This is a genomic window from Lactobacillus sp. UBA5813 (assembly GCF_002417895.1).
Lineage (GTDB): Bacteria > Bacillota > Bacilli > Lactobacillales > Lactobacillaceae > Lactobacillus > Lactobacillus amylolyticus.
This window is the reverse complement of sequence record NZ_DICZ01000027.1, coordinates 44,301-69,544: the sequence shown is the minus strand read 5'-3', so window position 1 is coordinate 69,544 and position 25,244 is coordinate 44,301. Positions and strand designations below refer to the sequence as shown.

The window sequence follows — 25,244 nt, the reverse complement described above, 5'->3', positions numbered from 1 at the left end:
TTTTTTGCTATTTATTTTTAATATAGTTAATACCATCGGCTGCAGGAGCAACGGATTTTCCTAAGAATATGACAAGCACGACAATCGTAATTACGTAAGGTGCGATCTGCATATAAACGGAAGGAATATTAGAAATGACTGGAAGCTGGTTGCCGATAATACTTAAACTTTGTGCAAAGCCAAAGAATAATGAAGAAAGCATTGCCCCAATCGGATTCCATTTGCCAAAGATGACGGCAGCTAGTGCCATAAATCCTTGACCAACAATTGTTGAAACCGAGAAGTTGCCGGAAATAGCTTCTGCGAAAACGGCTCCGCCAATTCCGCCTAAAAATCCGGAAATTAAGACACCTGTGTAACGCATGCCATACACATTAACGCCTAAAGTATCAGCTGCCTGTGGGTTTTCACCCGCTGAACGTAAACGTAGTCCAAATCTTGTCTTGTAGAGAATCCACCATAATAAAATGGAAAGAACAATAGCAAACCAAGCTGGAGCTGAAGTGTTTTTAAAAAAGATCGATCCAATTACCGGAATATTAGCTAATTCGGGGAAACTATAGTAGCCAAAATTTGCGGAGATGTTAGTAGTTTGTCCTTTTTCATAAATTGCTTTGACTAAGAATACTGCCAAAGGTGGGGCCATCAAGTTTAAAACCGTCCCACTGATGACGTGATCAGCATGAAAATTAATCGTGGCAACGGCATGAAGAAGTGAAAAAATTAGGCCGACAATCCCACCTACCAGAGCACCAAGCCATGGAGTTGCTTTACCGAAAGTTGATGCAAAAGTAAGATTGAAAACAACAGAGGCAAAAGCGCCCATCGTCATAATGCCTTCCAGACCGATGTTAACAATCCCAGAATTTTCACTGTAAACACCACCAAGAGCAGTAAAAATCAAAGGTGAGGAATAAACTAAAGTTGATGAGATAATTAAGGCTAACATACTTACTAAACTCATTAGTTTTGCTCCTTTCTCGGTATTTTGATGTTTGGACCATCAACACCGTTGTTCGGCCCAATTTCTTCACCTTGTTTAAGGGGATGAAGAGCAGTTTTGTTTTTAAACAGCAGACCTATCACATATTTGATAGCGATAAAGAAAATAATTGAAGCAATGACGATTGAAACAATTTCTGAAGGAACACCAGCTACGGTTTGCATTCCCAGACCACCTATTTTTAATATTGAGAAAAGCAAAGAAGCGATGAGAATGCCTAGAGCAGTTCCACCTCCAAGCAGTGAAACAGAAAGACCGTCCCAACCAATGTCCAAACTTGTGGTTTGAGTAAAGTAATTCTGAAATGTTCCTAATCCTTGAACGACACCACCAATTCCAGCAAATGCTCCGGATAAAAGCATGGATATAATGATATTTTTCTTGGCGGACATTCCGGCATAGCGTGAAGCAAAAGGATTTAAACCAATGGCTTTAATTTCAAAACCAGTAGTTGTTTTCTTCATTAAAAACCAGAAAATGATTAGTGCAATAAAAGCGAGAAAGATACCACCATTAATTCTTGATTGTCCGAAGAAATTACTTAACCAATTAATATGAAGACTACCGTTAGCTGAAATTGTTTTGGTAGTATCTGTATCAATGCGAAGCTTGCTCGACATTACTTGCTGCATCAAATATTGGCAAGAATAAAGCACGATATAGTTAAGCATGATTGTTGTAATAACTTCATTTGTTCCAAAATATGCTCTTAGAATTCCGCTGATTCCAGCAACAACCGCACCGAAAAATGCACCAATGATAATTGCCGAAGGCAGCAGAATGATTTTTGGCAAATTAGGAAAAGCTAAAACAAACCAAATTGATGAAAGCCAACCTGCTTGAGCTTGACCTGGTAAACCGATGTTGAAAAAGCCGGCGGTTGAGGCGATTGAAAAACCAATAGCAGTGAAGATAAGGGGAGTAGCTTCACGGATGGTTTCACCAATACCATTCATATTGCCAAGAGCACTTTGAAACATTGAAGCATAAGCCTCAAATGGGTTGTAGCTCCAAATAAGCATGATGATTGCTCCAACCAGGAATCCAGCTATAACAGAAATAACCGGTACTAACAAGCGTTTAAATTTGGGATTGATGCTAATCAATATCTTTTCCTTCTTTCTTAACTCCGGTCATTAATAGTCCTAATTCAGTTTCATTTGTTGTTTCTGGACTTACTTCACCGGATTTTTTCCCGTTATGTAAAACTAAAATCCGATCTGAAAGCTGCATGATTTCGTTTAATTCGTAGGATATAAGCAAGATTGCTTTGCCGGCCGCTCTTTGAGCCAATAATTGTTTATGAATATATTCGATTGCACCAACATCTAGTCCGCGAGTTGGTTGGAAAGCGATAATTAAATCACTGTTGCGGTCAAGTTCACGAGCAATGATTACTTTCTGTTGATTCCCACCTGATAATTCTCCTGCGGCTAAATTTTCCGAACTGGTTCTTATATCGAACTTTTTGATTAATCTTTGTGCATGTTCATAAATTTTTTGGAAATTAATAATGCCATGATTAGAGAAGGGTTTGTGGTAGTAGCTTTGCAGGACTAAGTTATCTGCTAATGATAGTTGTAAAATTAGACCATATTTTTGCCGATCTGCAGGGATGCTTGATACGCCAAGTTCTGTGATTTTTCTTGTCTTTTGGTTGGTCATATCTTTTCCTTTGATTTGGATGTTGCCACTTTCGACATGACGCAATCCTGTAATTGCCTCGACCAGTTCATCTTGACCGTTGCCATCAATCCCAGCTACGCCTAGAATTTCTCCGGCTTTGACTTGGAAGGAGAGTCCCTTAACGGCTAAATTGCCTCTTTTTTCTTTTACTTTTAGATTATTAACGTTCAAAATGGTATCGCCAAATTTGCTTTTTGGTTTAACCAGCTTCATTTCAACGTAGTGGCCCACCATTAATTCTGCTAGTTTTTCGTCACTGACTGCTGAAACATCGAAAGTACCAACATCTTTACCTGCTCTAATTACAGTTACTCGATCGGCGGATGCTTTTATTTCTTCAAGCTTATGGGTTATGAGGATGATCGATTTTCCTTCTTTTGCCAGGCCCTTGATTATTTGAATAAATTCTGTAATTTCTTGTGGGGTTAAAACAGCGGTGGGTTCATCAAAAATCAAGATATTGGCACCACGGTAGAGAACTTTTAGAATTTCAACCTTTTGTTGCTGCGCAACTGTGATATCAGAAACTTTAGCATCAGGATTTATCGCCAGACCGTAACGCTTAGATAAAGCTAAGACTTGTTGTCGAGCTTTTTTTAAGTTGAGAACTGGACCGTTAGTAGTTTCATGACCCAAGATAATATTTTCAAGAACAGTAAAAGAATGGGCGAGCATGAAGTGTTGGTGAACCATTCCAATTCCAAGCTCTTTGGCAACACTGGCATTCTTAATATTGACATCTTTTCCATTAATTAATATTTTTCCTGAAGTAGGTTGAATTAAGCCTGATAAGATGTTCATTAAGGTGGATTTTCCGGCACCATTTTCTCCAAGAAGGGCCAAAATTTCTCCTTGATATAGGGTGAGATTGACATCGTTATTAGCCTTAAAGCCATTAAAGTCTTTAACGATATACTTCATTTCAATTATTTTTTTATTGTTCATAAAATCATCTTTTCATTTCTAACAAAAAACTCTTCGTGATCAATTGGTCAACGAAGAGTTTTTTAACAACTAACCAGTTATTTTGCAGGTGTAGTCGGAACTTTAATCTTTCCGTCGATAATTTGCTGACGAGCCTTCTTGATAGCTGCCCAAGTCTTGGAGCTTAAGTTGCCGCGAGTAATTGAAACCCCGTTGTTCTTTAAACCGTAAACTAAGTGCTTGCCACCTGGGAATTTGCCTTTATAAGCATCATTAGCAATAGTCTTACATGCAACGTTCAAGCCTTTTAAGACGGAAGTTAAAGTAAAGTTTGACTTTTGGCCACCTTTAGCGGTGTATTTACCCAATGATGATTGGTCAACATCAACACCAATTACCCAAACTTTCTTGTTGACTGAACGAGTTTGGTTGTAATCTTTAGCTTCTTGGAAAACACCGTCTCCGGCGTTACCAGCAGCGTGATAAATAATGTCACAACCACTAGCGTACATTGACTGAGCAATAGATTTTGCTTTATCAGTTGAGGTAAAGTTGCCGATGTATTGAGTTTGAACAGTGATCTTCTTATGAAGTTGCTTGGCACCGTCTTCGACACCTTTCTTAAAGCCGGCTTCAAATAAGTCAATGATTGATGATTTGGCACCACCTACAAAGCCAACTTTATTCGTCTTGGTAGTATATGCAGCAGCTAAACCACCTAAATAAGAGGCATCGTTACTCTTGAATGTAGCAGAAGCAACGTTTTTTTGACCTGTAATTACACTATCGACGATAACGAAGTTCTTCTTAGGATTCTTTTTTGCGGCAGTTTGAACAGCTTGCTGCAATTGGTAACCAACACCAAAAATAGTTTGATATCCGGCATTGGCTGCTTCATTAAAGTTAGGAGCATAATCAGAAGCATTGCTTGATTGGAAATATTGATACCCACCTTTTCCTTGTTTCAAATTGTGTTCTTTACCATATGCTTTAAAACCAGACCATGCAGCTTGGTTAAAGGAGTGGTCATCAACACCATTTTCATCAGTGATTAAAGCAATTCCATGTTTAGAATTTGCATTTCCTGACCCACCTTGTTTTTTACCAGAACAAGCAGTCAATGCAACGCCAACAGCACCAATAATGGCACTAAACTTCAGAATCCGCTTAAATTTAGAATTCATTTTCCCTCCAGAAATAATAATTACGAACAATTTAAATATTATTTTAATTAAAAGGACGTGATTAATCAACACTAAATAAAAAAAAACATTTCATCTCCTAAAAGGACTCAAAATACATACATTAGGCTGAAGAAACAAAATAATTAAAAAACAAACTTTATGCCGTGATTGCAGACAACAGCGATTTATCAAAATAGTAGTCAAAAATTTTATTTTTATTTTTTAAAAGCTTACATTTACAGTTTAATAGGATTCAGCATTTTCTATACGAACCAGCAGCTTGTTGGCAATTGAAAATTATGTAATATAATTTGTACAGCAAATCGTTAGATATTCAAACTATTTGCAATGCGAAATAAAAGAGGTGAAATCATTGGAACTAAATGCCGTAGAAATCAAACGGCTAACAGGGCGTAAATCGCCGTTAACTCTTCTGGATAGTGCGGAAATTGATGATGATTCATTAACTGGTCTTGCCAGTGTAACTATGAGTCAAAGCTTTTTTCAAGGACACTTTCCAGGAAATCCGGTTATGCCAGGGGTGCTAATTATTGAAACAATGGAGCAGGCCTGCGAAGTAATGTTCAAACATAAGCATCCGGATCTAAAGTTAAGCCAAATTAAAAAAGCATGTTTTAGAGAAATGGTAAAACCCGGAGATCAATTAGAAATTAAAATTAATCGAATAGATAAAGATGAATTTTGTTTTAAGACAGAAGCATATCTTAAAGATAAGTTAGCTTGCAGTGCCGAGTTAACCTTTGCAGCAGTCAAATAAGCCAGTTTTGTTTTATAATTTAGTTTAGCTAAATATTCGAATATCTAATTAAAAGGAACTGGATTATGAAACGCTTATATAAAGAAATTAATGACGCACTTTACAACACTTATTACGGTATTAACCGGATCGAAGAAGAAGAATTAAAAAAGAGTCGCTTTAAGGATTTAACGGTTAAAGAAATGCATGCAATTGATGCAATTACCATGTATGATCATTTAACTGTTTCTCAAGTGGCTGAAAAGCTCCATTTGTCACGAGCAACAGTAACTTCAACAGTCGATCGATTAGTACGCAAAGGGTATGCGGAGAGAATTCGTGATAAAAAAGATCGTCGAATAGTTCGTCTTGCTTTAACAGACAAAGGTCGCGTACTTTGTCGTGCCTATCATGCTTATCACAACATGATGGTGAAGAGCTTTTTGCAAAACATGAATGATGATGATTTGCAAACGATCTATCACGCATTTAAAAACTTAGAAAAATTCGTCAATTCACATTAGATTGGATTGAAAAACGTGGAAGATGTTGAATTCACAGCTGCTAGTTATGCCGTACCTGATCAAATAATTAGCAATGATCAGTTGACGCAGTTCATGGATACTTCTGATGAATGGATTAGCAAGCGAACCGGCATCAAAAGAAGACATGTCAGCAATACAGAAAATACATCTGATTTAGCATTGAAAGCCGCAGAAAAGACTCTTGCAAAAGCGAATGTTGCTGGTGAAGATTTGAATTTGATTATTGTAGCCACAATGTCACCGGATAATATGACGCCGAGCACGGAAGCTATCGTTCAAGGAAAATTAGGGGCAAAAAATGCAGTTGCCTTTGATATCTCAACTGCTTGTTCCGGTTTTTCATATGGAATTGCGGTTGCACGCAGCATGATGCTAGCTAACGGCTGGCAAAATGCAATCGTGATTGGGGCAGAGGTATTGTCAAAATTGCTTGACTGGCATGATCGCAGCACAGCTGTTTTATTTGGCGATGGAGCAGGGGCAGTGCTTCTGACTCATAGTTCTGAGTAGCATTTACTCGGTCAGGATTTGGAAACATTTGGCGATTTGGGTGACAAACTTGTTGCTGGGCATAGCGAAGTTGAACATGACTTTTTGAAAAACAAGCATCAGCTTTCGACTCTTACCATGGATGGACGTGAAGTCTATCGTTTTGCTACACATCAAGTTCCCAGCTCGATCATTAAAGCTGCGGCTCAATCAAAAATTGATCTAGATGAGATTGATCACTTTTTGCTGCATCAGGCTAACAAGAGAATTATTGAACAAGTGGCACGCAAACTGCATCAGCCACTTGTAAAATTCCCAATTAATATTGCTGAATATGGTAATACAGCGGCTAGCGAAGCAATTTTGCTAGCAGAATGTATTCAAAAGAAAATTATTAAGAAAAATGATGTTGTTGCTTTAAGCGGTTTTGGCGGAGGCCTAACCGTTGCAACGTTGATATTTAGATTTTAAAAAGAAGGTTAAATTATGACTAAAGAAGAAATTTTAAAAGATGTTCAAGATATTGCTCAAGATGAATTAGATGTTGAACCAGAAAAAATTACAATGGACACTAACATCAAAGAAGATTTAGATGCTGACAGCTTGGATTTGTTTGAAATTTTAAATGAACTTGAAGACAAATATGACATTGAATTGGATGCTGATGATTCAATTCAAACAATCAGTCAATTGGTTGACTTTGTACAAGCTCAAATGGAAAAGCAAAAATAATGAAGTTTGCAGTTCTATTTAGTGGTCAAGGTGCGCAAAAAGCTGGTATGGGTCTAGATTTACTAGCTGATTCGCTTTTTGCAGAGACTATTGATGAAGCAAGTAGTGCCAGTGGTCAAAATATCGTAGCTGATTTCAAAAGTGAAAATGATGAACTTAAAAAAACAGTTCACGTTCAGCCCGCCTTGGTATCCTTTGAAGCCGGCATTTATCGCATGCTCATGCGTGATCTTCCTGAATTGAATATTGCTGGCATGGTTGGCCTTTCACTTGGTGAATACGGTGCAATGTTTGCTAGCGGTGCACTTTCGCTTAAAGAGACGATCTCCCTTGTTAGTGATCGCGCAAAATACATGCAAATAGACGCTGATCGAGTTGCTAGCGGAATGGCTGCTTTAATCAAACCAGATTTGTCAAAAGTCAAAGCAATCTTGTCTAAGCTGCAAGAAGATGGAGAGCAAGTTTATTTATCAAACTTTAACTCACCAAAGCAAGTAGTCATCGGTGGTGAAAAGAATGCCGTTGCTGCTGCAGTAAAAGAAATCAATGATCAAGTTGCAGCTAAACGGGCTTTACTCTTGCGCGTTAACGGTGCCTTTCATACTCCTTTGTTTAATGAAGCAAGCAAGAAGATGCATGATCGTTTAGCTAATGTAGACTTTGCCAAAAACAAGATTATGGTCGTTTCAAATACTACGGCTCAGCCTTTTGATGGAAATTGGAAAGAAATCATGGAGAAGCAGCTAGCTGTTCCAACGCATTTTGGTGCTTGTCTGCAATATTTAATTGATCATGAGCACATCGATGCAACGTTGGAAATCGGACCAGGCAAGACGCTATCAAGTTTTGCTCACCAAATCGACCGCGACTTAGAAAGCTATCGCATTGGCGATTTAAAAGAATATCAAGAATTCGTTGAGGCAATACATGAAACTGAAAAATAAAGTAGTTTTGATTACCGGCTCTACTCGCGGAATTGGCAAAAGCATGGCGTTAGCCTTCGCAAAAAAGGGAGCAAAGGTAATTATCAATGGTCGACATCCAGACCTTGACCCCGAATTTCAAGAAGCACTTTCTGATTTGTCCGCTGATTACCAATATTTATCCGCAGATTTAATGCAAAGCAATTTGAAAGATTTTGCAAAAACAGCTTGGGATTTATATGGCAAAATTGATATTTTGGTTAACAATGCTGGAATTAATCGCGACAAAATGCTGATTGGCATGCGTGATGATGATTTTAACCAAGTAATTGATCTTGACTTGCGCGTCCCATTTTTCTTGACTAAAGCAATTATCAAAAAAATGAATCGTGAGCGCAGCGGCTGCATTATCAATATGGCAAGTATCGTTGGGCTTCATGGCAATGCCGGGCAAGCAAATTATGCTGCAGCAAAAGCTGGATTGATCGGCTTTACAAAGGCAGCACCGGTTTTATCAATTCAGCTGAGGAAGCAAAGCAAATTGCTGCTAAAATCGGCTATCCTGTTTTGCTTAAGGCCGCAGCTGGTGGTGGCGGAAAAGGAATTCGTCAAGTTGCTAAACCTGAAGAAATGGCTACAGCTTTAGCCTCTGCCCAAAGTGAAGCTAAGACTGACTTTGGCGACGATAGAATGTATCTTGAAAAAGTTATGCAAAATGTAAAGCATATTGAGGTGCAGATTTTTAGGGACTCATTTGGCAACACCGTTTATTTCCCTGAACGTGATTGTTCATTGCAAAGAAATAAGCAAAAAGTGCTGGAAGAAAGTCCATGTGATTTAATTACCGATCAAGAACGAAGCAAGTTAGGAAAGATCGCCGTTCAAGCCGCAGAAGCTGCTGACTATGTCAACACAGGGACGATTGAATTCTTGATGGATCAAGATCATAATTTCTACTTTATGGAAATGAATACCAGAATTCAGGTTGAACACACTATAACTGAAATGGTTACTGGTGTTGATTTGGTCAAGTCACAAATCAAGGTAGCCGCTGGTGAAAAGCTGCCATTCAGTCAAACTGATTTAAAGGCAAAGGGACACGCAATTGAATGCCGAATCAACGCTGAAAATCCAGCTAATGATTTCATGCCATCAGTAGGCCGCGTTGACTATCTTTACTTGCCAGTTGGCAACCCAGGGATGAGAATTGATTCAGCTTTGTATCAAGGTGAAGTAATTTCACCATTTTATGACTCAATGATCGCGAAAGTTGTTGCTTTTGGAAAAACTCGCAGCGAAGCAATCGCCAAAATGCGCCGTTTATTAAAAGAAATGGTAATTCGCGGTATCAATACCAACCAAGAATTTCACTTAGCAATTCTTGCAGATCCTGGTTTTGTAAAAGGTGAATTCACTAATACATACTTAGAGCAAAAATTCTTGCCGCAATGGAAGGAGCACTTGCATGGTCAAGCTATTTCAGCATAAGAATACTTTGACTGAAAAGCACGTCAAAGCAAACAAGAGTGCAGATGACCGGGTTCCCGATGGCTTAATTAAAAAATGTCCGAAGTGTGGTCATGAAATATTTGCCAACCAATTAGATCAATATGCAACATGCCCCGAATGTGATTATGGTTTTCGAATTTCCGCAAAAAAACGAAGCAAGTGGCTGCTTGATGACTTTGAGGAATGGGATAGTGAAATTTCTCCATCTGATCCATTGCATTTTCCAAATTATGATCAAAAAATTGCTAAAGCTAAAAAAACTAGCGGTTTAAATGAAGCCGTAATGACTGGTTTAGCAACAATCCAAGGTCAGCAATTTGCGCTAGGCATCATGGATCCAACTTTCATTATGGGCTCACTCGGACAAATGACCGGTGAAAAATTAAGTCGATTGTTTGAAAAAGCAACGGAGAAAAAATTGCCGGTTGTCCTTTTCACAGCTTCAGGGGGTGCGCGCATGCTAGAAGGGATTCTTTCTTTAATGCAGATGGCAAAAGTTACAAATGCAGTAGCTAAGCATTCTCAAGCCGGACTTTTGTATATAGTGGTTTTAACTGATCCAACTACTGGCGGGGTCACGGCCAGTTTTGCTAGTGAGGGCGACATTATTTTAGCCGAACCACATGCGATGGTTGGATTTGCTGGTCGACGCGTAATTGAGCAAACGATTCATGAAAAATTGGCAGCTGACATGCAAGATGCTGAAAATGTGTTAAAGCACGGCTTCATTGATCATGTTGTTAAACGTCAGGATGAAAAGAAAACTTTAGCTTGGCTACTTCAGTTTGGTGGTGAAAATAATGACTGAGACAGCAATGGATATTGTAAAAGCAGCTAGAGATGAGAAACATATTTCTGGTCACGAAATTCGGCAGCGCTTGTTTCCCGACTTTTTTGAACTGCATGGGGATCGCTTGAGTGGCGATGATCCGGCAATTGTAAGTGGGCTAGCTACTTTTCATGGTCAAACTGTAACTGTAATTACAACTAGTCGTGGTCACAGCTTAAACGAAAGAATGCAAAAACATTTTGGCCAACCTGAACCTACCGGCTATCGCAAGGCTTGTCGTTTGGTAAAAAACGCGGCCAAATTTCATCGTCCAGTTATTTTGTTCGTTGATACGGCCGGCGCCTATCCAGGAAAAAAGTGCTGAGGAAAATGGTCAGGGACAAGCAATTGCCCAAAACCTGCTGCAAATTGGCCAAGCGAAAACGCCAATTATTACCATCATGTATGGTGAAGGCGGTTCTGGCGGAGCCTTGGCATTGGCTTGCGGCGATGAGGTTTGGATGATGAAAAACAGTATTTATTCTGTTTTGTCACCAGAAGGTTTTGCTTCGATTTTATGGAAAGATGCTAAAAAAGCAGTCCAAGCAGCAGACGTAATGAAATTGACGCCGCAGGATTTGCTCAAATTTAAGGTAATTGAAGGCATCATTGATGAACCTGAAGATCATCAGCAAGTATGCGATGAAATTGATGATGTGCTGCAAAAAGAATTGAAAAAGCTGCAGAGCCTATCGGATACGGAATTGTTGGCAAGACGCTACGAGAGATACAGAAAGTTTTAGGTGAAAAAATGAGTGGTATTTTAGACGGAAAAAAGATCCTTGTCATGGGAGTTGCAAATAATCGTTCCATTGCTTGGGGATGTGCGCAAGCGATGGCAAAACAGGGTGTGGAAGTCATTTATACTTACCAAAATGAAAGACTTAAGAAATTTATTTCTAAACTGGTGACTTATGAAGATCGGTTAATCGAATGTGATGTTTCCAGTGATGACAGTCTTGAAGCTGCCTTTGGCGAAGTTGCAAAGCGTTTTGGCAAAATTGATGGTATTGTCCATGTGATTGCTTTTGCTAAAAAAGAAGAATTAGGCGGTTCAATTCTCAATTCAACCCGGGATGGCTTTAGTCAAGCGCTTGACGTATCAGCTTATTCACTGCTTGCTGTGGCTAAAGAAGGGGTCAAGATTTTGAATAATCCTTCCAGCATTGTCACTTTGACATACATGGGCAGTGATCGAGCATTGCCAAACTACAACACAATGGGTATTGCAAAAGCCGCACTTGAATCAGCTATGCGTTATTTAGCCCGTGATTTGGGTGAAAAAGGCATCCGTGTTAATGCGATTTCGGCTGGGGCAATGAGAACGCTTGCCGTATCTGGTATAAAAGGTCATGCTGACTTGCTTAAAATTTCTCAGAGCGAAACAGTTGATGGTGTCAATGTCACTAGAGAAGAGGTGGGCAACACTTGTGCCTTCTTAATGAGTGATTTGGCTACCGGCTTGACTGGTGATGTAATTTTCGTTGATAAAGGCGTTCACTTAAAATAAAATGCAAGTTTTTCATTTTGAGCAGGTATCTTCAACTCAGGATTTAGCGAAAGAATATCTTAAGAATAATCCGAATGGAATTGCTGCTGCCTTTGTCGCAGACAGTCAGACTAATGGTTATGGCAAACAAGGAAGAGATTTCTATTCTCCTGCCAAAACTGGCATGTACTTTAGTATTGCATTGCCAAAATTTGACCTTGATTCTGCTAAGGCAGGACTGATGACGCCTTTTATTGCCGTAAAAATTGTTGAAGTCTTGCAAAAACTTTTCCCCAATAAATCATTCAAATTAAAATGGGTGAATGACATCTATCTGAATCAGCGCAAGATCGCGGGCATTTTAGTTGAAAAAGTTGCCGCTGGCTTAGTGGTTGGCTTCGGCATCAACCTTACCACTACAAAATTTCCAAAGGCTATTGCAAAAAAGGCTGGCAGCATTGATCAAAGTTTTGACCGTGAAAAACTTGAACAGTTTTTAATTAAAAATGTCTTGTTTGCAGTTCAGAACTATGATCAAATTGATTTTTTGGATGAGTATCGCAAATTGTCTTGCGTAATTGGGCGTCAGGTTAGCCTGCATCAAGGGCAAAAAAGATATGCAGGTTGCGTTGTAAACATAGATGACCAAGGTTGCCTGCTTGTAGATATTCAACATCGGCTGCTCCATTTTTCCAGCGGCGAAATCGATAAAGTAGATTTGGAAAAATAAGTGTTTTTAATTGCCATTCACATCTAAACTTGGTATCTTATCTGTAAGAACAATAATCGTTAAAAAAGCAGCAATTGTTCAGCAATGAAACAAAAATGCTGCAAATAATCAAAAATGGAAGCGCACTAAATACTATTAGTGCGCTATTTTTGTGAAATCACCACTGCGAAACATTAGAAGAATCCTATAATACCGGTATTTATCGTCAATTCATAATTTAATCCACACATATTGTTCGAAAAGAGCGTCCGCTCTTGAAAAATGCTTTTAAAATAGTTGATAATAATTAGTATGAATGCACAACGAATTTTACGAAATGTCTTCGGCTACAAAGTTTTTCGCCCTGGACAGGAAAAAGTCATCAATTTAGTTTTACAACGTCAAAATGTCCTTGCCGTGATGCCTACAGGTGCAGGCAAATCACTGTGCTATCAGATACCAGCACTTTTAAATTCCGGAGTCACTTTGGCTATTTCACCGTTGATCTCTTTAATGAAAGATCAAATCGATTCTCTTCACCAAAACGGGATTGAGGCTGCGGCTTTGAATTCAGCCACTCCACAAGAAGAAGTTAATCCGATTTTGCGCCAGGCGTATGAGGGTAAAATCAAACTTCTTTATATGACGCCTGAACGCTTAGCCATGGATTATTTTCGCTATCAACTCAATTTTATCGATGTGTCCTTGGTAGCTGTTGATGAAGCGCACTGTATCTCACAATGGGGTCATGATTTTCGCCCCGCTTATCGGCAAATCTTGGATGGCATCAATTCATTAAAATCTAAGCCCAATATTTTGGCTTTGACTGCAACCGCTACGCCAGCTGTTCAAGATGATATTGCCAAGCAATTGAATATTAAAAAAGAAAACTACGTTGTTACTTCTTTCGTAAGACCGAATTTAAGTTTTCAGGTTGTCAATTCACCCAAAGATAATAATCTTTATATTTATGATTATATTAAGGCTCACGTCAATCAGGCAGGAATTGTTTACACCAATACCCGTAAACGCGTTGAAGAAATAACTGCCTACTTGCAGAGAAAAGGTATTTCCGCAGCTTCTTATCATGGCGGTATGGCTACTGAAGATCGCGACCGCATTCAAGATGATTTTCAATTTGATCGTTTACAGGTAATCGTCGCTACTAATGCTTTTGGCATGGGGATAGATAAAAGCAATGTTCGTTTTGTTATCCATGCAAATAGTGCTCGCAACATTGAAAGCTACTATCAAGAAGCAGGACGGGCTGGTCGTGATGGCGATCCCTGCAGTGCGATTTTGCTATATCATCCTGGGGATCTGGCTACTTATCGCTGGTTCATTGATCAATCCGATGCAAATGATGACTATAAAAAGGTTCAGTACCGCAAATTAGCCGCAATCACGCAATATGCAAATACTTCTGAATGCTTGCAGCAATTCATTGTGCGTTATTTTGGCCAAGATTGTGCACCATGCGGTAAATGTTCCAACTGTACGGACAAAAGGAAATTGGTTGATGTAACCAAAGAAGCGCGTGAAATTATCGGCACGGTTTATGAACTTGATGGGCGTTTTGGCAAAAACATCATAGCGCAGGCAGTAACGGGTTCTAAAAGTCAAAAGATGAAACAGATACAGGCTGAAAAATTGCAGTATTTTGGCAGTTTGAAGATGAGGCAAAATGAGGCCTTAAGTTTGATCAATTATCTGATTGCCAATGGCTTCCTGGAAGTAGAGGGGGATAAATACCCATTAGTACATGTAACCAATCCGGGATGGGACGTGCTTGATGGTAAGCGTCAGGTTTTCCGTAAAGGTGAAATTAGGCCGATTGCTGCCAAAGGAGAGGCTGAATCCAGTTTATACAAATTGCTGAAGGCAAAACGATTGGAATTGGCACAAAAACAGCATGTTCCAGCCTTCATGATTTTTTCTGATCATAGTTTACATGATATGACTGCTAAAAATCCACAGACAGAAAGCCAGTTTTTGGAAGTCAGTGGTGTAGGGCAGGCCAAGATGAAAAAATATGGCAAGATTATGCTAGAAACGATTAAAGCTTACAACGATAAACAAAAATAAAAGAAACCCGATTTATTCGGGTTTCTTTTAGCCTAGATAATATTTTTTATATTCATTTCGATACTGAGTTGGTGTTTTTATGTTTCCAGTTCTTAAAGTTGCGATTTAATACGCGTGAACTGGAAAATCCCACTTCATTGGCGATATATTCAATTGGTTTATCTGTACTTAATAAAAGCTGCCGGGCATGCAATAGACGAGTGAACTTCAGGTATGCGCCCAAGGGCAGTTGATTGCTTTGTTTAAGCTGATTGTTAAGCGTAACTTGCGAAACGCCAAATGGGATCTTGCTTAACTCTGCAAGCAAAATTTTACCTTCTACTAAAAAGGCAGTTAAAAAAGCACTGGATAACGGCGTTAAAGTTGTTATTTGTTCCGGGCGGCCGCTGGCTGGCCTTTGTCCATATATGGATGAATTGGGAATAAAGGGCAAAGATCAATATGCAGTTGCTCTTAATGGAGCTTTTGACAGAAATGCGGATGACGAAATTTTGACTTAGTATCGAATCGAGATTATCGTCGGTTGACCGCCTTTGCTAAAGAAAATCATGTGCCATTCAATGTCGTGGATCCTTTATTCAAAGGCGGATACTAATCCATGATCTGGTCAAGAACCAACTAAATCCAAAATGTCAGCGCACTGGCTATTGATGACAATAACCGTAGCGGCAGTCACAAATAATTTACTGTTTTTTCTTGCCTTAATAAACAGGACTTATTAAAATTAAGGGTAAGAACAGCGTTTTCAAAACAGGCATTCATCGAATGTCTGCTTTTGTTTTATCGAGGAACATCGTGGGAAAAAATAAGACATACATCTGGGCATTAATTGAATTTACTAATGGCAATAAGGAATGGTACTGCATCAGTCGCGTTCTGCGTCAAAGCATTCTGATCGAGCGTGAACATAATCGTTACTGGAAGAAAAAGATGATCGGCAATTATATTACCGTTTCTACTACCGAATACGTGATGAATCGGACTCATCTAACAGTTGGCAAAATTACCAAAATGAGTGTCTCACATCATGGCACGCACAAGTGGAATTGGACCCGCAACCAGTTTGTAACGCCGGAACATCTGCTTGATTTTAGGGATGCATACAACTATCTGAAGCATGATTATAGCTGGTACAATCGTTTTTCCATTTGGATTGCACTCAACTACTGGCATAATGAGCTGCTGCAAAAGCGGATTAAACAGATGAAAAAGCAAATTGGCCGCAGCCGGTGGCAGATAAATGAGCTAAAAAGAAGGGCAAAAAAGAGAACGTATTAGTAAATATTATCTATTTATATATGTCTAAAAGAGGAGGTCGTATATAAACTCTCCTCTTTTTTGCGTGAAAATTGTGTGAAAATATGGTGTCATTTTGTTATTTTAAAAATTTTTGCCAGAGCTTTTATAATACAAAGCCTTGATATGCTTGCCCTAAATCAAGCCTTAAGCAAGTGCCTAAAAAATAATTAATAACATGAGGTTATTTTATTTTGAAAAAAAGTGTTATATTAGACGTGAAGAGAAAATGATAGAGTATTTCAAGAGAGTATACGAGATAGAATCGAGATAAGTGATTATGTTATCAAAGAAGAATCCACAATTAAAGTTAAATCAAGAAGCGGAACGTCGTTCACGTTTTAGCATTAGAAAGTTAAGCATTGGCGCTACTTCAGTAATGATTGGCTGTTTTCTTTATTTAGGTGGCAACAGTGCAGTTGCTTCAGCTGATGAAGCTCCTGCTGACCAAGTTGTTCAACAAGAAAGCAATAATGATCAAGCTCAAGAAGAAAATCCTTCTGAACAAACTCCAGATCAAGCAGTTTCCCCAACTGACGATTCACAACAAGAAGAAGCAACTCCATCAGAAAGTGAACAAGAAACAAAGGGTGAAATCTTACCACAAACTACTGTAGAAGGTGAAACTCCAAATCTTGATATCAAGGGTTTATGGAATCAACAATATCAAGAAGAACTTCAAAATAAGAATATCTACATCGAGCCTGATGACAGTTCAAGCTACAACATCGCTTGGGACCAAGCTCCAGATGTTTCAAAAGAAGGCAAAACAACTGGCAAGGCTAAAGTTAGTTATCGAGATTACGATGATGCAGGCAATGAAGTTGAAAAATCCTTTGATATCGATGTTCCTGTAACAGTTGTTGCTGGTCAAAAGAAACAAGATAACGAAGTAAGAAATGCTTTGAACATTGTTAACCAAGATATCAATGATATTCTTTATCACTATACTTGTATCAGCTGCCGCTTTAATTGGATTGGCTGTAGATCGTAAACGCAACTAATATTCATAACTGAAAGCAAAAGAGGTACTTCAAATAAAGTATCTCTTTTTATCATTTATATTTAATATTGATATTTACTTTTAATGAATTATCACCTAAACTATAGAAAGAGAAAGGAGCATCCTCTCATGACAAAATATTTCCAACAAACTCTAAAAAGCGATTCCGATGCTTCAGAATATATTTTTGTTTCTGATATTCATGGCAACCTTGAAACATTGTCTTTGATCGATCAGGCTTTGGCTGATCATCCGGAGGCTCAGCTAGTAACTGGTGGTGATTATGTCGATGGGCGTGATCATGTTAAAGATGTTTTAGAATATTTAATGAAGAAAAAAGAACAAGGTGCCTTTATTATCAAAGGCAATCATGAACAGATGCTCCTCAATTTTGCCAATCACGAAGAACATCAAGATGGCATTTGGTTTTACAATGGTGGTAAAGAAACGCTGAAACAGCTTTTTGGCAAAGTAGCCAGTCCTGAAGAAATTCAAAACAGCAAATACTATGAATTTCTTTCTTCCTTGCCTATGATGTATGAAACGCCAAATTATATCTTCGTTCATGCCGGCGTGCGTTCAGACGAACACTACGATGATCCATCAACCTATGCTCACGTGCTTGATGTCCACCACCATCATTATACTTATGATTTTTATCGGATTTGGGCTCGGCAAAATTACTGGTATTCAGATCAAGAGCAGAAGATTTTTGCGCATAATCAAACTGGCAAGACGATCGTAACCGGCCATACGCCCACGGCCGGAATCAGTGGTCAATATGATAATGGGAAAACGATCAACAGCTCAGCTTTAAATCCGGTCAAAGAGATCAAATATGATAATGAACCAGGTCGAATTTTCACTGATGGTGGTTCACACTCAGATCCCAAGCTGTACCCACACAATGACGGCAATGTAGTTGTATTGGACCAAGCGGGAAAAATTAAACAGGTTTATAATTACGAAAATACTTTAAAGTAAATTAAAAGGCACCTAACTTAAGTGAAGTTAAGTGCCTTTTTTTATAAGGAAAAATAAAAAGTATAGGATAAAATTTAAGAATGTAAGAATAAATGTTAAAAAATAAGAGTAATAGAATGTTATAGAAATTGTATATAGAGTATATAGAGTGTAGAGTATAAATGTTTTGAAATAAGAATGTAGAGAATTTTAGTTCTTCTTAGCTGGAACTTTTACTAACTTTGCCTCCTTTGAAGTCTTCATTAACAATACGCTGATACCAATAATCGCAGGTAATCCGATTAAAAGTAAACTCATGTAAATCATCCTTTCTTTTTGGATTGTCTATAGATTAGCCCCTAATTGTGAACTTTTTGCGTCTATTTTCTAAGCATCTGTTAAACATTTTTAGCGATTTTTTTAAGACAGCGGATTTCTTTTTGCGCTGAGGCCTTAACTGTCAACGTTTTAGCATAGTTGCGGTAGTCGCTGCGCATTTGCTTAAGTTCTGCTGGATGTTCATACCAGTAATTGATTTTCTTTGCTAAGGCTTGATCGTCGTCAAAAGGGAAAAGATTATCTTTGCCTAAAGCATAATCAGCCGTGGCGGAGAGCTTACCGTTAGCAATTACCGGAACACAACCAGCTGCAAAGGCCTCCATGCATGCCATGCCTTCAACTTCAACGTCAGCACAGTGAACAACTAGATCACAATTAGTTAGAGTTTGGCGCAGCTTTTCTGGTGTGAAAAATCTTAGTTCTGCTGCGCAAGAGAGCTTAGCTGCGAGTTTTTCATATTCTTGTTGCAGTGGCCCTTTTCCCGCGAAAATCACTCTTAATTCATTAGCATGTTTACAGTGTTGCAAAGCTCTGAATAAAGTGGCTTGATGCTTTTCTTCAGAATAGCGTCCAATACAAATAATTGTAAAAGGATTACCGATTTTTTCCTTGCGCGGATTATTGATAAAAGCTTCACTGATGCCGTTGGAAATGACTTGCAGCGGTTGTTTAAAATGATACTGCTCCATTAAGTTTCTCAACTTTTTGCTAGGACAAAAAATCATCTGACAATTTTTATAAGAGACATATTTGAAAAAATACATAAAGAAGGAATTGAAGAAACGATAATTTAAGTGCAGTGGTTCTGTTACATTTCCTGGAAAAATATGCAAGGTGCCTGCTACTGGCTTGCCATGCCTTTTGGCCAAGGCTGCTGCTCGCCAGGAAAGAGGGAAGGGCGTCTCAATTAGCACAAGATCTGCCCATGAAATCGCCTTTAACAGAACTTTTTTTTGTGGCCGAGCCATATGGAAACTTTCTTTTGCAATGATTTTTCTAAAAAAGGGCACAATTAGTTCTTTAACAGGATAATCTGCTTTTGAGTTGGTCGAAACGATGCGAACTTCATGTCCCATTTGTTGAAATTCACTGACAAAACGTTGGGTCGAAATGCAAAGACCATTGCTTTGATTAAAATAATCATCAATAACAACTAGTATTTTCATAGGTGCAACCTTTTATAAATAATGTTCTATACTCTCAACTTGATAATGGATCAATTTAGCTGTAAGCTAGGGGTAGGCTATATAATACTTGGAGGAGTATAGAATGTTTAAAAACTAATATTGCAGTTGTTTTAGCAACTGCTGTTTTGAGTACGACTTTTTTTAACAGCTAAAGTCAATGCGGATACAGTTTCATCTGAACCATCATATGCTATTTCAAATAATACCAGTAATGATAGTCAAAATGAAACTAAACAAGTTGAAAATATTAACTATTTTAAGTCTAATCCTAGAATCATTGAAATAAAGAAGAGTACCAGTTTGTATCATGATGCTGCTTTAACGCAAAAGGCAGGTACAGGCGATGTTAATGAAAAGACTTGGGTTAAATTAGGCTTTTCTAAAAAATCATGGTTTGGCATCGATTCATATGTAGCACCTTTGGGAGCTCAAGCTTGGCAAGGTCGAAGCGCTCATATCAATGCTATGATCAACCAAGCATATAAATATATGGGTAAACCATGGCTTGCAGGTTGTTCTTCTAGCCCTAACTACGGTGTTGATTGTTCCGGCCTTGTCATGCAAGCATTATACGCAGGTGGAATTAGTCCGATTCCAACAAGCTCAATTGGACATGCTCATCCAGGCAATGAATGGAATTCACGAAACTTATGGGCAGACAGACATTTAAAGAGAGTTCCATACTCCGCTCGTAGCCGCGGTGATTTGGTATTTTACTACCAACCAGGTACCCACACAATTTGGCACATTGCAATTTTAATCAGCAGAAACCGTGTAATTGAAAGTTGGCCACCACGTGTAATGGTTCAACCAATCGTTAATGGACAACGAAATATCATTGCAGTATTAAAAGGCCATTTATTTAAGGCATAATAAAAGTATGTTTGTTAGAACCTACTTTTTTATTTTGAGAGATAAAAACAATGATCAAAAACAAATTTAAATATTTAATTGCAAGTTCAGCATTAATGGCAGCATTTTTATCAGCACCATTAGCTCATGCTGACGAAACAAGCAGTAGTTCAAGTAGCAGCCAAAACCAATCAAGCGCGGTTGCTAATAGTAGTTCAAGCAGCAGTATGAGTACTGATCAAAACAATAGTGAAGCGGACAAGCAATCAAGCTCATCTTCTTCAAGCAGCAATACAAGTACGAGCAGTAGTTCAACTAGTTCTAGTTCTTCGAAGCAATCATCAACTGCGACAACTGCCAAGAAAAAGACTAAAACTACCAAGACTACTACTAAAGTTTGGAAAACCATTAATGGTAAAAAATATTATCTAGTTAATGGTAAAAAGACTACGGGTTATAAAAAGATTGGTACCTACTGGTATGTCTTCAACAAGAATGGCGTTGTTTTAACCGGCGTTAGAAAGATTCCAAATAAATCGACTTACGGTTACCTCAACTCAGCTGGTCACAGACAATTTGAAAATACTAAAACCAGCAAAGCCTACTACTGGATCAATAAATCTGGTACCATTACCGGCATTAAAAACTATGCTAAAGTAATTTCACAATTGCCAGAAATGCCGACCGGATGTGAAATTACTGCAGTGACAATGATGAACAACTTTGCCGGAGTTAAAGTTACCAAGCAGCAAGCTGCCAAAGTAATGCATTACAGCAGCAATCCTAATAAAGGATTCGTCGGTTCACCTTATAAAAAATGGCCAGGTGGCTATTGGGTAGCACCAAACGGAATTAAGTCAGTGGTTAAGCACTACTTAGGTACGAGCCAAGTAATGACGGGAGCAAGCATGACTTCAATTAAAAAGAAATTGTTGAGGTCACACTGCGTTGTTATGTGGGTAGGAATGTTCGATGGAATTTCCAACCATGCTATTACTTTAACTGGCTACCATAATGGCTTGATTTACTTTATGGATCCTTGGACAGGTACCAAGCGCAACATCAAAGAGTCGACATTAAAAGTTCACTGGGCATTAGATGCTCACCGAGCATTAAGCTATTAAAATTAAAAGAGCGAGGCTAAAAGCTTCGTTCTTTTTTTACTGTTTTTTGCTAGTGTTATAATTGCATTATAACACTAGGCAATGATGACAAGAATGGCTTTAAATCAGCACTTTAAAGCAACTAAAAAATCAGCTAATGTTATAATAAAATATAAGGACATAATAACATCACACTATTTTTAGCGAATCTTAGGAGATGAATGCTTTTTGAAACAGAACGTAAAACCAATAATAATAGAGAGTAAAAAGAGTTTAAATTTATTGTTTAACATTTGAGGTCCTTTCATTGAAAAAAAGAAATACAAAGATTAATAAATTAATTGGTCCAAAATTCAAAGAAATTAGAAAAAACAAGCATGTATCTCTTAAGGAATTGGCGCAAAAAACCGGAGTAAAGTACAGGAATTAAAAGACTATACTAATGAATTACTTAGCGCGTATTATCAAGAAAATGATAATTACTTACGATCTGAGTATTTAATTAGAGTAGCCAATGCCGCTAACTATTACATGGACTTAACTGAAACAGATTTAACTGATAAAGAGTTTAAGGCGGAATTGACTCAATGCTTTAAAAATATTAATTATTTGTTTGAAAAAGAGATAATTTTATTTGGTGATGTGCAATTATTATTAGATACCACTACTGTCTATAGATTAGCGAGAGAATTAGCCAGTAAAATGTATGGTAGAGATTTAGTAACAATGAGTGTCAGCATAACTCTGCTTAATGCAGTGTTTGTTTTAATCAAAAGAAAAGCAACAGATGAAGCAAGAAAAGTATTGAATGCAACATGTCAGTTGAACTTCTCAACCAATGATTTATTAACCGTGACAAGAATCAAATTTCTGAAGACTTTATTGAATTATATAGATTCAGGTAAAGAATATCAGATCATGCAATTTTTAAATTCCTTAGAGAATAAGCAACTAAAAGAAAGTTGGACGTTTGCTTTTCAGCAAATTAAAGATATATACAATTTGAGTAATATGTGATTACTAATAAGATTCTGACACATTAGTAAATTTTATTATTTAAGAAATCCCTAATTAGGGATTTCTTAAATAACGTAAATAACTATAAGTTCATACTGGAAAGTAGAAATGTAGTAATTAAAAATAGAAGTAGTATTATGTTTAATAATATGAAACAAGCATATAACATCAGTACAGAATTACTTCATATATTAAATAATTATAATAACGGCGATGATGATTTGTACCACGTTGTTGTTCAAAAAGGAATGTGGGTTCGAGGTATTTATATGCTTTACAATTATTAAATGAAGGTAATAATATTTATGTGTTTCGTGGAGATAAGAGCTACAGAAGTAATTTTGACAAAAATTCACCTGTATTAAGATTGATACGTAAAGAAAAAAATGATTCTACATATTACACAGCAGGTGGTCATACTCAAACTTGGGAATATGCGTATGCTAATAAAAATGAATGGTTTGTTGGCACCAAACCCAATGATTTAAATCCAAGTGCTGCTAAATGGACAAAACAAATAGCCCGAGTTACAATTCCACAAAATAAAAAGATTAAAAGTAATACGGAATTACCTAGATTATCGAACTTAAATTATGCAGGCTCAAGTTATGGAATAGGATATTCTGGCAATAAAATGTTTAGGGTAGAGGCAGCAGTATCTTTAGATCATAACTATTTTATGGTAATAACTGGAGATAATGCTAATAATGCATATTTTTCTATTTATTCATTAAGCGCTATAAATAATGCATTAGATAGTAACGGTACATCTCCTGTAGATATAAGAAATTATGCAAGTGATTGTAAAGACGCATTCAAAATTTCAAATTTATCTGGATCTAATGGGTTAATAGGATCATTACAGGGCTTTGATTTTAGTTATGATGAAGTTACTAATCAAGGATATATTTATATATCCAGCCAATACAGTCCAAACGATGGAGATGGTGGTGAATCTAGAAAGATTGTAAAAATCCCTTGGCGAAGTACAAATCCGAGTGAATGGGAAGAAGTAGATTTTAGAACTAATCCGGGAACTCTTGATGAGGTTGCAGGCTCATATAGAACAGAATTAGAAGGTATACAATTAATAGATAACAATGATGTTTATTTGACTGTAGCATATCATGATCCTAGTCAAGGAAATCTTACAGTAATGAATAGAATATATAGAGTTACATGGTCTTCTAGTATTTAAAAAGAAATGGAGAACAAATATGAAACAAGTATTAAAAATCATGCTTACTGCGGCTAGCCTATTATCAACAGGTAGTATGTTGCTTCGCACTCCTATAAATGTTAAAGCAGCAAGCAATGTATCAACGACCAATTCTTTAAATAGTGATAATCTATATTTTTTATTTAATGGTCAAAAATTAGCTGATAATGCCGTTTTACCTATGGGAAAAGGTGTTGCAGTAAGTAATGGTGATAGCTTAGAGAAAGTTTTGACAACGGCTAAAAGTTTAGTTTCTCTTAGTATGCCAAATGTTCAAATTACAACTAATGTATCTGAATTACGAGGACAGGTACAATCGCAAAATGTGCTACTTGATAATTCAAACAATATTGCCCAGATACCATCTGCTGGATTTTATGTTACCCTGACTGCTAGAAATAATGGTCAGGTAGTAAACGTAAGAGTACCATTCGGTAACGCATATACAGTTACACAAAATGCGCCAGAAGTTCAGGTTTCATTTGAGCAAAACAATGCGACTCAAAAATTGAATGTAAATAATTTAATCTTTCAGATTACTTCAGGTTCAAAATTTCATCCATTAAATTTTGTTGGAAGCAATAAAGTACAATTTAAATTGTCAGCTAGCAATAATGGTACGTTGACTGTAGACTCAGATACTGTTGATCCATCACAACCAGGAAGTTTGGGTCAATTTAAAGTTACTGCAACTAATAGTCAGGGTCAGAAGTCTACGTCTAGTTTTGAAGTTTATGTAATGCCTCAAGGAATGCAAAGATTGGGCGTAGATATTTGGACTGATAGTTATCGCATTTCTGATGGAAGAGTTTGGAAGAATGAACAACTGAACCGTGGGGATGCCATATATGCTGGTAATGATACTCAAATTATTAATAAAGTAAGTTACACTAGAATATCGACTAAGAGCCAAGAAGATGCTAACAGTTCAAGTAATAATACTTGGATTAAAACTAGTGATTTAGTACATAAAAATGTCGACGCAGTCACTAAACGAGTAATGCATGAAGCATTAATTTATGACAGTATTGGTGGTAGTAAACTAAGAAAAATTCCGGCTTTCAAATTGATGACCTTTGAAAAGAAAATATATGTAATTAAGAATGTTAAATATTACAAGGTGATCAATGCACCAGATTACATTAAGGCTGCTAATGTTGATGGGACTAAGCGTACTTTAAAGAAGAATGCTTATATTTACGCTACAAGTAATCGCCGTGCGAATAAGAATGTTTTACGCAAGGGTACTAAAATTACAACGTATGGCAGTTCCTATAAATTCAAGAATGGTAAACGATATTATCGTATTGAAGGTGCAACGAAAACACAAAAACGTTATGTTAGAGTAACTAATTTTAAGTAGAAAAAAACGTTTCTGAAAATGATACAATCCCACTAAAA

The 25,244-nt window shown here is 37.4% G+C and carries 22 protein-coding genes and 5 pseudogenes; 21 read left to right on the top strand and 6 right to left on the bottom strand.

Annotated features, from left to right (window positions below; translation table 11 throughout):
• Positions 1 to 7: 7 nt before the first annotated feature.
• The 4 genes from B2008_RS05470 to B2008_RS05455 all read right to left on the bottom strand — a co-directional run bounded on the left by B2008_RS05470 (position 8) and on the right by B2008_RS05455 (position 4,797).
• Positions 8 to 964 carry an ABC transporter permease gene (locus B2008_RS05470; protein WP_281828350.1) on the bottom strand — a complete coding sequence of 319 codons (957 nt, stop codon included), beginning with the start codon at positions 962 to 964 and terminating at the stop codon, positions 8 to 10.
• Complete coding sequence (locus tag B2008_RS05465) at positions 964 to 2,109, bottom strand: ABC transporter permease (RefSeq protein WP_281828349.1); 1,146 nt, start codon at positions 2,107 to 2,109, stop codon at positions 964 to 966. Before B2008_RS05465 ends, B2008_RS05470 begins: the two co-directional genes overlap by 1 nt.
• Positions 2,102 to 3,634, bottom strand: coding sequence for an ABC transporter ATP-binding protein (locus B2008_RS05460; protein ID WP_281828348.1), 1,533 nt, complete (start codon positions 3,632 to 3,634; stop codon positions 2,102 to 2,104). The genes B2008_RS05465 and B2008_RS05460 overlap by 8 nt, the downstream gene beginning before the upstream one ends.
• Positions 3,635 to 3,711: 77 nt before the next feature.
• Positions 3,712 to 4,797 carry a BMP family lipoprotein gene (locus tag B2008_RS05455; protein WP_281828347.1) on the bottom strand — a complete coding sequence of 362 codons (1,086 nt, stop codon included), beginning with the start codon at positions 4,795 to 4,797 and terminating at the stop codon, positions 3,712 to 3,714.
• 373 nt (positions 4,798 to 5,170) lie between these two features.
• Here B2008_RS05455 and B2008_RS05450 point away from each other — a divergent pair, with 373 nt between their 5' ends.
• The 12 genes and pseudogenes from B2008_RS05450 to recQ all read left to right on the top strand — a co-directional run bounded on the left by B2008_RS05450 (position 5,171) and on the right by recQ (position 14,864).
• Entirely contained in the window at positions 5,171 to 5,575 is a 405-nt protein-coding gene (locus B2008_RS05450) for a beta-hydroxyacyl-ACP dehydratase (RefSeq protein ID WP_281828346.1), read from the top strand.
• Positions 5,576 to 5,640: 65 nt separating this feature from the next.
• Entirely contained in the window at positions 5,641 to 6,078 is a 438-nt protein-coding gene (locus B2008_RS05445; protein WP_281828345.1) for a MarR family winged helix-turn-helix transcriptional regulator, read from the top strand.
• Positions 6,079 to 6,093: 15 nt separating this feature from the next.
• Positions 6,094 to 7,059: pseudogene (locus B2008_RS05440) on the top strand (beta-ketoacyl-ACP synthase III).
• A gap of 15 nt (positions 7,060 to 7,074) precedes the next feature.
• Entirely contained in the window at positions 7,075 to 7,320 is a 246-nt protein-coding gene (locus B2008_RS05435) for an acyl carrier protein (RefSeq protein ID WP_006351368.1), read from the top strand.
• Entirely contained in the window at positions 7,320 to 8,264 is a 945-nt protein-coding gene (locus tag B2008_RS05430) for an ACP S-malonyltransferase (RefSeq protein ID WP_281828344.1), read from the top strand. The genes B2008_RS05435 and B2008_RS05430 overlap by 1 nt, the downstream gene beginning before the upstream one ends.
• The gene (locus tag B2008_RS05425) at positions 8,248 to 8,889 is read left to right on the top strand and encodes an SDR family NAD(P)-dependent oxidoreductase (protein WP_281828343.1); all 642 of its coding nucleotides are present in this window, start codon (positions 8,248 to 8,250) and stop codon (positions 8,887 to 8,889) included. The genes B2008_RS05430 and B2008_RS05425 overlap by 17 nt, the downstream gene beginning before the upstream one ends.
• Complete coding sequence (locus B2008_RS05420; protein ID WP_345739785.1) at positions 8,784 to 9,731, top strand: ATP-grasp domain-containing protein; 948 nt, start codon at positions 8,784 to 8,786, stop codon at positions 9,729 to 9,731. Before B2008_RS05425 ends, B2008_RS05420 begins: the two co-directional genes overlap by 106 nt.
• Positions 9,709 to 10,560 (top strand): acetyl-CoA carboxylase carboxyltransferase subunit beta, encoded by an 852-nt coding sequence (locus tag B2008_RS05415; protein ID WP_281828342.1) that lies wholly within the window; start codon positions 9,709 to 9,711, stop codon positions 10,558 to 10,560. Before B2008_RS05420 ends, B2008_RS05415 begins: the two co-directional genes overlap by 23 nt.
• Positions 10,553 to 11,324 (top strand): annotated as a pseudogene (accA, locus tag B2008_RS05410) (carboxyltransferase subunit alpha). Before B2008_RS05415 ends, accA begins: the two are co-directional and overlap by 8 nt.
• 8 nt (positions 11,325 to 11,332) lie before the next feature.
• A complete protein-coding gene (gene fabI, locus B2008_RS05405) occupies positions 11,333 to 12,091 on the top strand; it encodes an enoyl-ACP reductase FabI (protein ID WP_281828341.1) in 759 nt (252 codons plus the stop codon).
• A 1-nt stretch (position 12,092) separates the two neighbouring features.
• A complete protein-coding gene (locus B2008_RS05400) occupies positions 12,093 to 12,800 on the top strand; it encodes a biotin--[acetyl-CoA-carboxylase] ligase (protein ID WP_281828340.1) in 708 nt (235 codons plus the stop codon).
• Between the two features lie 291 nt (positions 12,801 to 13,091).
• On the top strand, positions 13,092 to 14,864 hold the full coding sequence (gene recQ / locus B2008_RS05395) for a DNA helicase RecQ (RefSeq protein WP_281828339.1): 1,773 nt from the start codon (positions 13,092 to 13,094) through the stop codon (positions 14,862 to 14,864).
• Between the two features lie 27 nt (positions 14,865 to 14,891).
• Here recQ and B2008_RS05390 read toward each other — a convergent pair.
• A pseudogene (locus tag B2008_RS05390) lies at positions 14,892 to 15,144 on the bottom strand (helix-turn-helix domain-containing protein); the annotation flags it as partial.
• Between B2008_RS05390 and B2008_RS05385 the strand changes: the two are divergent.
• The 4 genes and pseudogenes from B2008_RS05385 to B2008_RS05370 form a co-directional block, all read left to right on the top strand.
• A pseudogene (locus B2008_RS05385) lies at positions 15,116 to 15,438 on the top strand (HAD hydrolase family protein); the annotation flags it as partial. The pseudogenes B2008_RS05390 and B2008_RS05385 sit on opposite strands and share 29 nt — an antisense overlap.
• A 221-nt stretch (positions 15,439 to 15,659) precedes the next feature.
• Entirely contained in the window at positions 15,660 to 16,142 is a 483-nt protein-coding gene (locus B2008_RS05380) for a DUF7679 family protein (protein ID WP_281828337.1), read from the top strand.
• A 298-nt stretch (positions 16,143 to 16,440) separates the two neighbouring features.
• Entirely contained in the window at positions 16,441 to 17,154 is a 714-nt protein-coding gene (locus B2008_RS05375; protein WP_281828336.1) for a YSIRK-type signal peptide-containing protein, read from the top strand.
• Between the two features lie 138 nt (positions 17,155 to 17,292).
• Positions 17,293 to 18,147 (top strand): metallophosphoesterase family protein, encoded by an 855-nt coding sequence (locus B2008_RS05370; protein WP_281828335.1) that lies wholly within the window; start codon positions 17,293 to 17,295, stop codon positions 18,145 to 18,147.
• 377 nt (positions 18,148 to 18,524) lie between these two features.
• Here the strand turns inward: B2008_RS05370 and B2008_RS05365 are convergent, their stop codons facing one another.
• Positions 18,525 to 19,631, bottom strand: a complete 1,107-nt coding sequence (locus tag B2008_RS05365) for a glycosyltransferase (protein ID WP_281828334.1) — start codon at positions 19,629 to 19,631, stop codon at positions 18,525 to 18,527.
• 357 nt (positions 19,632 to 19,988) lie between these two features.
• Between B2008_RS05365 and B2008_RS05360 the strand changes: the two are divergent.
• From B2008_RS05360 to B2008_RS05340, 5 genes and pseudogenes are all read left to right on the top strand, one after another.
• Positions 19,989 to 20,518: pseudogene (locus B2008_RS05360) on the top strand (C40 family peptidase); the annotation flags it as partial.
• A gap of 57 nt (positions 20,519 to 20,575) precedes the next feature.
• Positions 20,576 to 21,628 carry a C39 family peptidase gene (locus B2008_RS05355; protein WP_281828332.1) on the top strand — a complete coding sequence of 351 codons (1,053 nt, stop codon included), beginning with the start codon at positions 20,576 to 20,578 and terminating at the stop codon, positions 21,626 to 21,628.
• 372 nt (positions 21,629 to 22,000) lie between these two features.
• The gene (locus B2008_RS05350; RefSeq protein WP_345739784.1) at positions 22,001 to 22,624 is read left to right on the top strand and encodes a hypothetical protein; all 624 of its coding nucleotides are present in this window, start codon (positions 22,001 to 22,003) and stop codon (positions 22,622 to 22,624) included.
• A 250-nt stretch (positions 22,625 to 22,874) separates the two neighbouring features.
• Positions 22,875 to 23,822, top strand: coding sequence for a class III bacteriocin (locus B2008_RS05345; protein WP_281828330.1), 948 nt, complete (start codon positions 22,875 to 22,877; stop codon positions 23,820 to 23,822).
• A gap of 76 nt (positions 23,823 to 23,898) precedes the next feature.
• Entirely contained in the window at positions 23,899 to 25,206 is a 1,308-nt protein-coding gene (locus B2008_RS05340; RefSeq protein WP_281828329.1) for an SLAP domain-containing protein, read from the top strand.
• Positions 25,207 to 25,244 lie beyond the last annotated feature (38 nt).

Excerpts from the sequence above, each read along its gene's own strand:
- B2008_RS05455 (WP_281828347.1), bottom strand. The coding sequence starts at position 4,797 with ATGAATTCTAAATTTAAGCGGATTCTGAAGTTTAGTGCCATTATTGGT.
- B2008_RS05425 (WP_281828343.1), top strand. The coding sequence starts at position 8,248 with ATGAAACTGAAAAATAAAGTAGTTTTGATTACCGGCTCTACTCGCGGA.
- B2008_RS05470 (WP_281828350.1), bottom strand. The coding sequence starts at position 964 with ATGAGTTTAGTAAGTATGTTAGCCTTAATTATCTCATCAACTTTAGTT.
- B2008_RS05415 (WP_281828342.1), top strand. The coding sequence starts at position 9,709 with ATGGTCAAGCTATTTCAGCATAAGAATACTTTGACTGAAAAGCACGTC.
- recQ (WP_281828339.1), top strand. The coding sequence starts at position 13,092 with ATGAATGCACAACGAATTTTACGAAATGTCTTCGGCTACAAAGTTTTT.
- B2008_RS05400 (WP_281828340.1), top strand. The coding sequence starts at position 12,093 with ATGCAAGTTTTTCATTTTGAGCAGGTATCTTCAACTCAGGATTTAGCG.
- B2008_RS05435 (WP_006351368.1), top strand. The coding sequence starts at position 7,075 with ATGACTAAAGAAGAAATTTTAAAAGATGTTCAAGATATTGCTCAAGAT.
- B2008_RS05430 (WP_281828344.1), top strand. The coding sequence starts at position 7,320 with ATGAAGTTTGCAGTTCTATTTAGTGGTCAAGGTGCGCAAAAAGCTGGT.
- B2008_RS05375 (WP_281828336.1), top strand. The coding sequence starts at position 16,441 with ATGTTATCAAAGAAGAATCCACAATTAAAGTTAAATCAAGAAGCGGAA.
- fabI (WP_281828341.1), top strand. The coding sequence starts at position 11,333 with ATGAGTGGTATTTTAGACGGAAAAAAGATCCTTGTCATGGGAGTTGCA.
- B2008_RS05365 (WP_281828334.1), bottom strand. The coding sequence starts at position 19,631 with ATGAAAATACTAGTTGTTATTGATGATTATTTTAATCAAAGCAATGGT.
- B2008_RS05340 (WP_281828329.1), top strand. The coding sequence starts at position 23,899 with ATGTTGCTTCGCACTCCTATAAATGTTAAAGCAGCAAGCAATGTATCA.
- B2008_RS05445 (WP_281828345.1), top strand. The coding sequence starts at position 5,641 with ATGAAACGCTTATATAAAGAAATTAATGACGCACTTTACAACACTTAT.
- B2008_RS05460 (WP_281828348.1), bottom strand. The coding sequence starts at position 3,634 with ATGAACAATAAAAAAATAATTGAAATGAAGTATATCGTTAAAGACTTT.
- B2008_RS05370 (WP_281828335.1), top strand. The coding sequence starts at position 17,293 with ATGACAAAATATTTCCAACAAACTCTAAAAAGCGATTCCGATGCTTCA.
- B2008_RS05355 (WP_281828332.1), top strand. The coding sequence starts at position 20,576 with ATGATCAAAAACAAATTTAAATATTTAATTGCAAGTTCAGCATTAATG.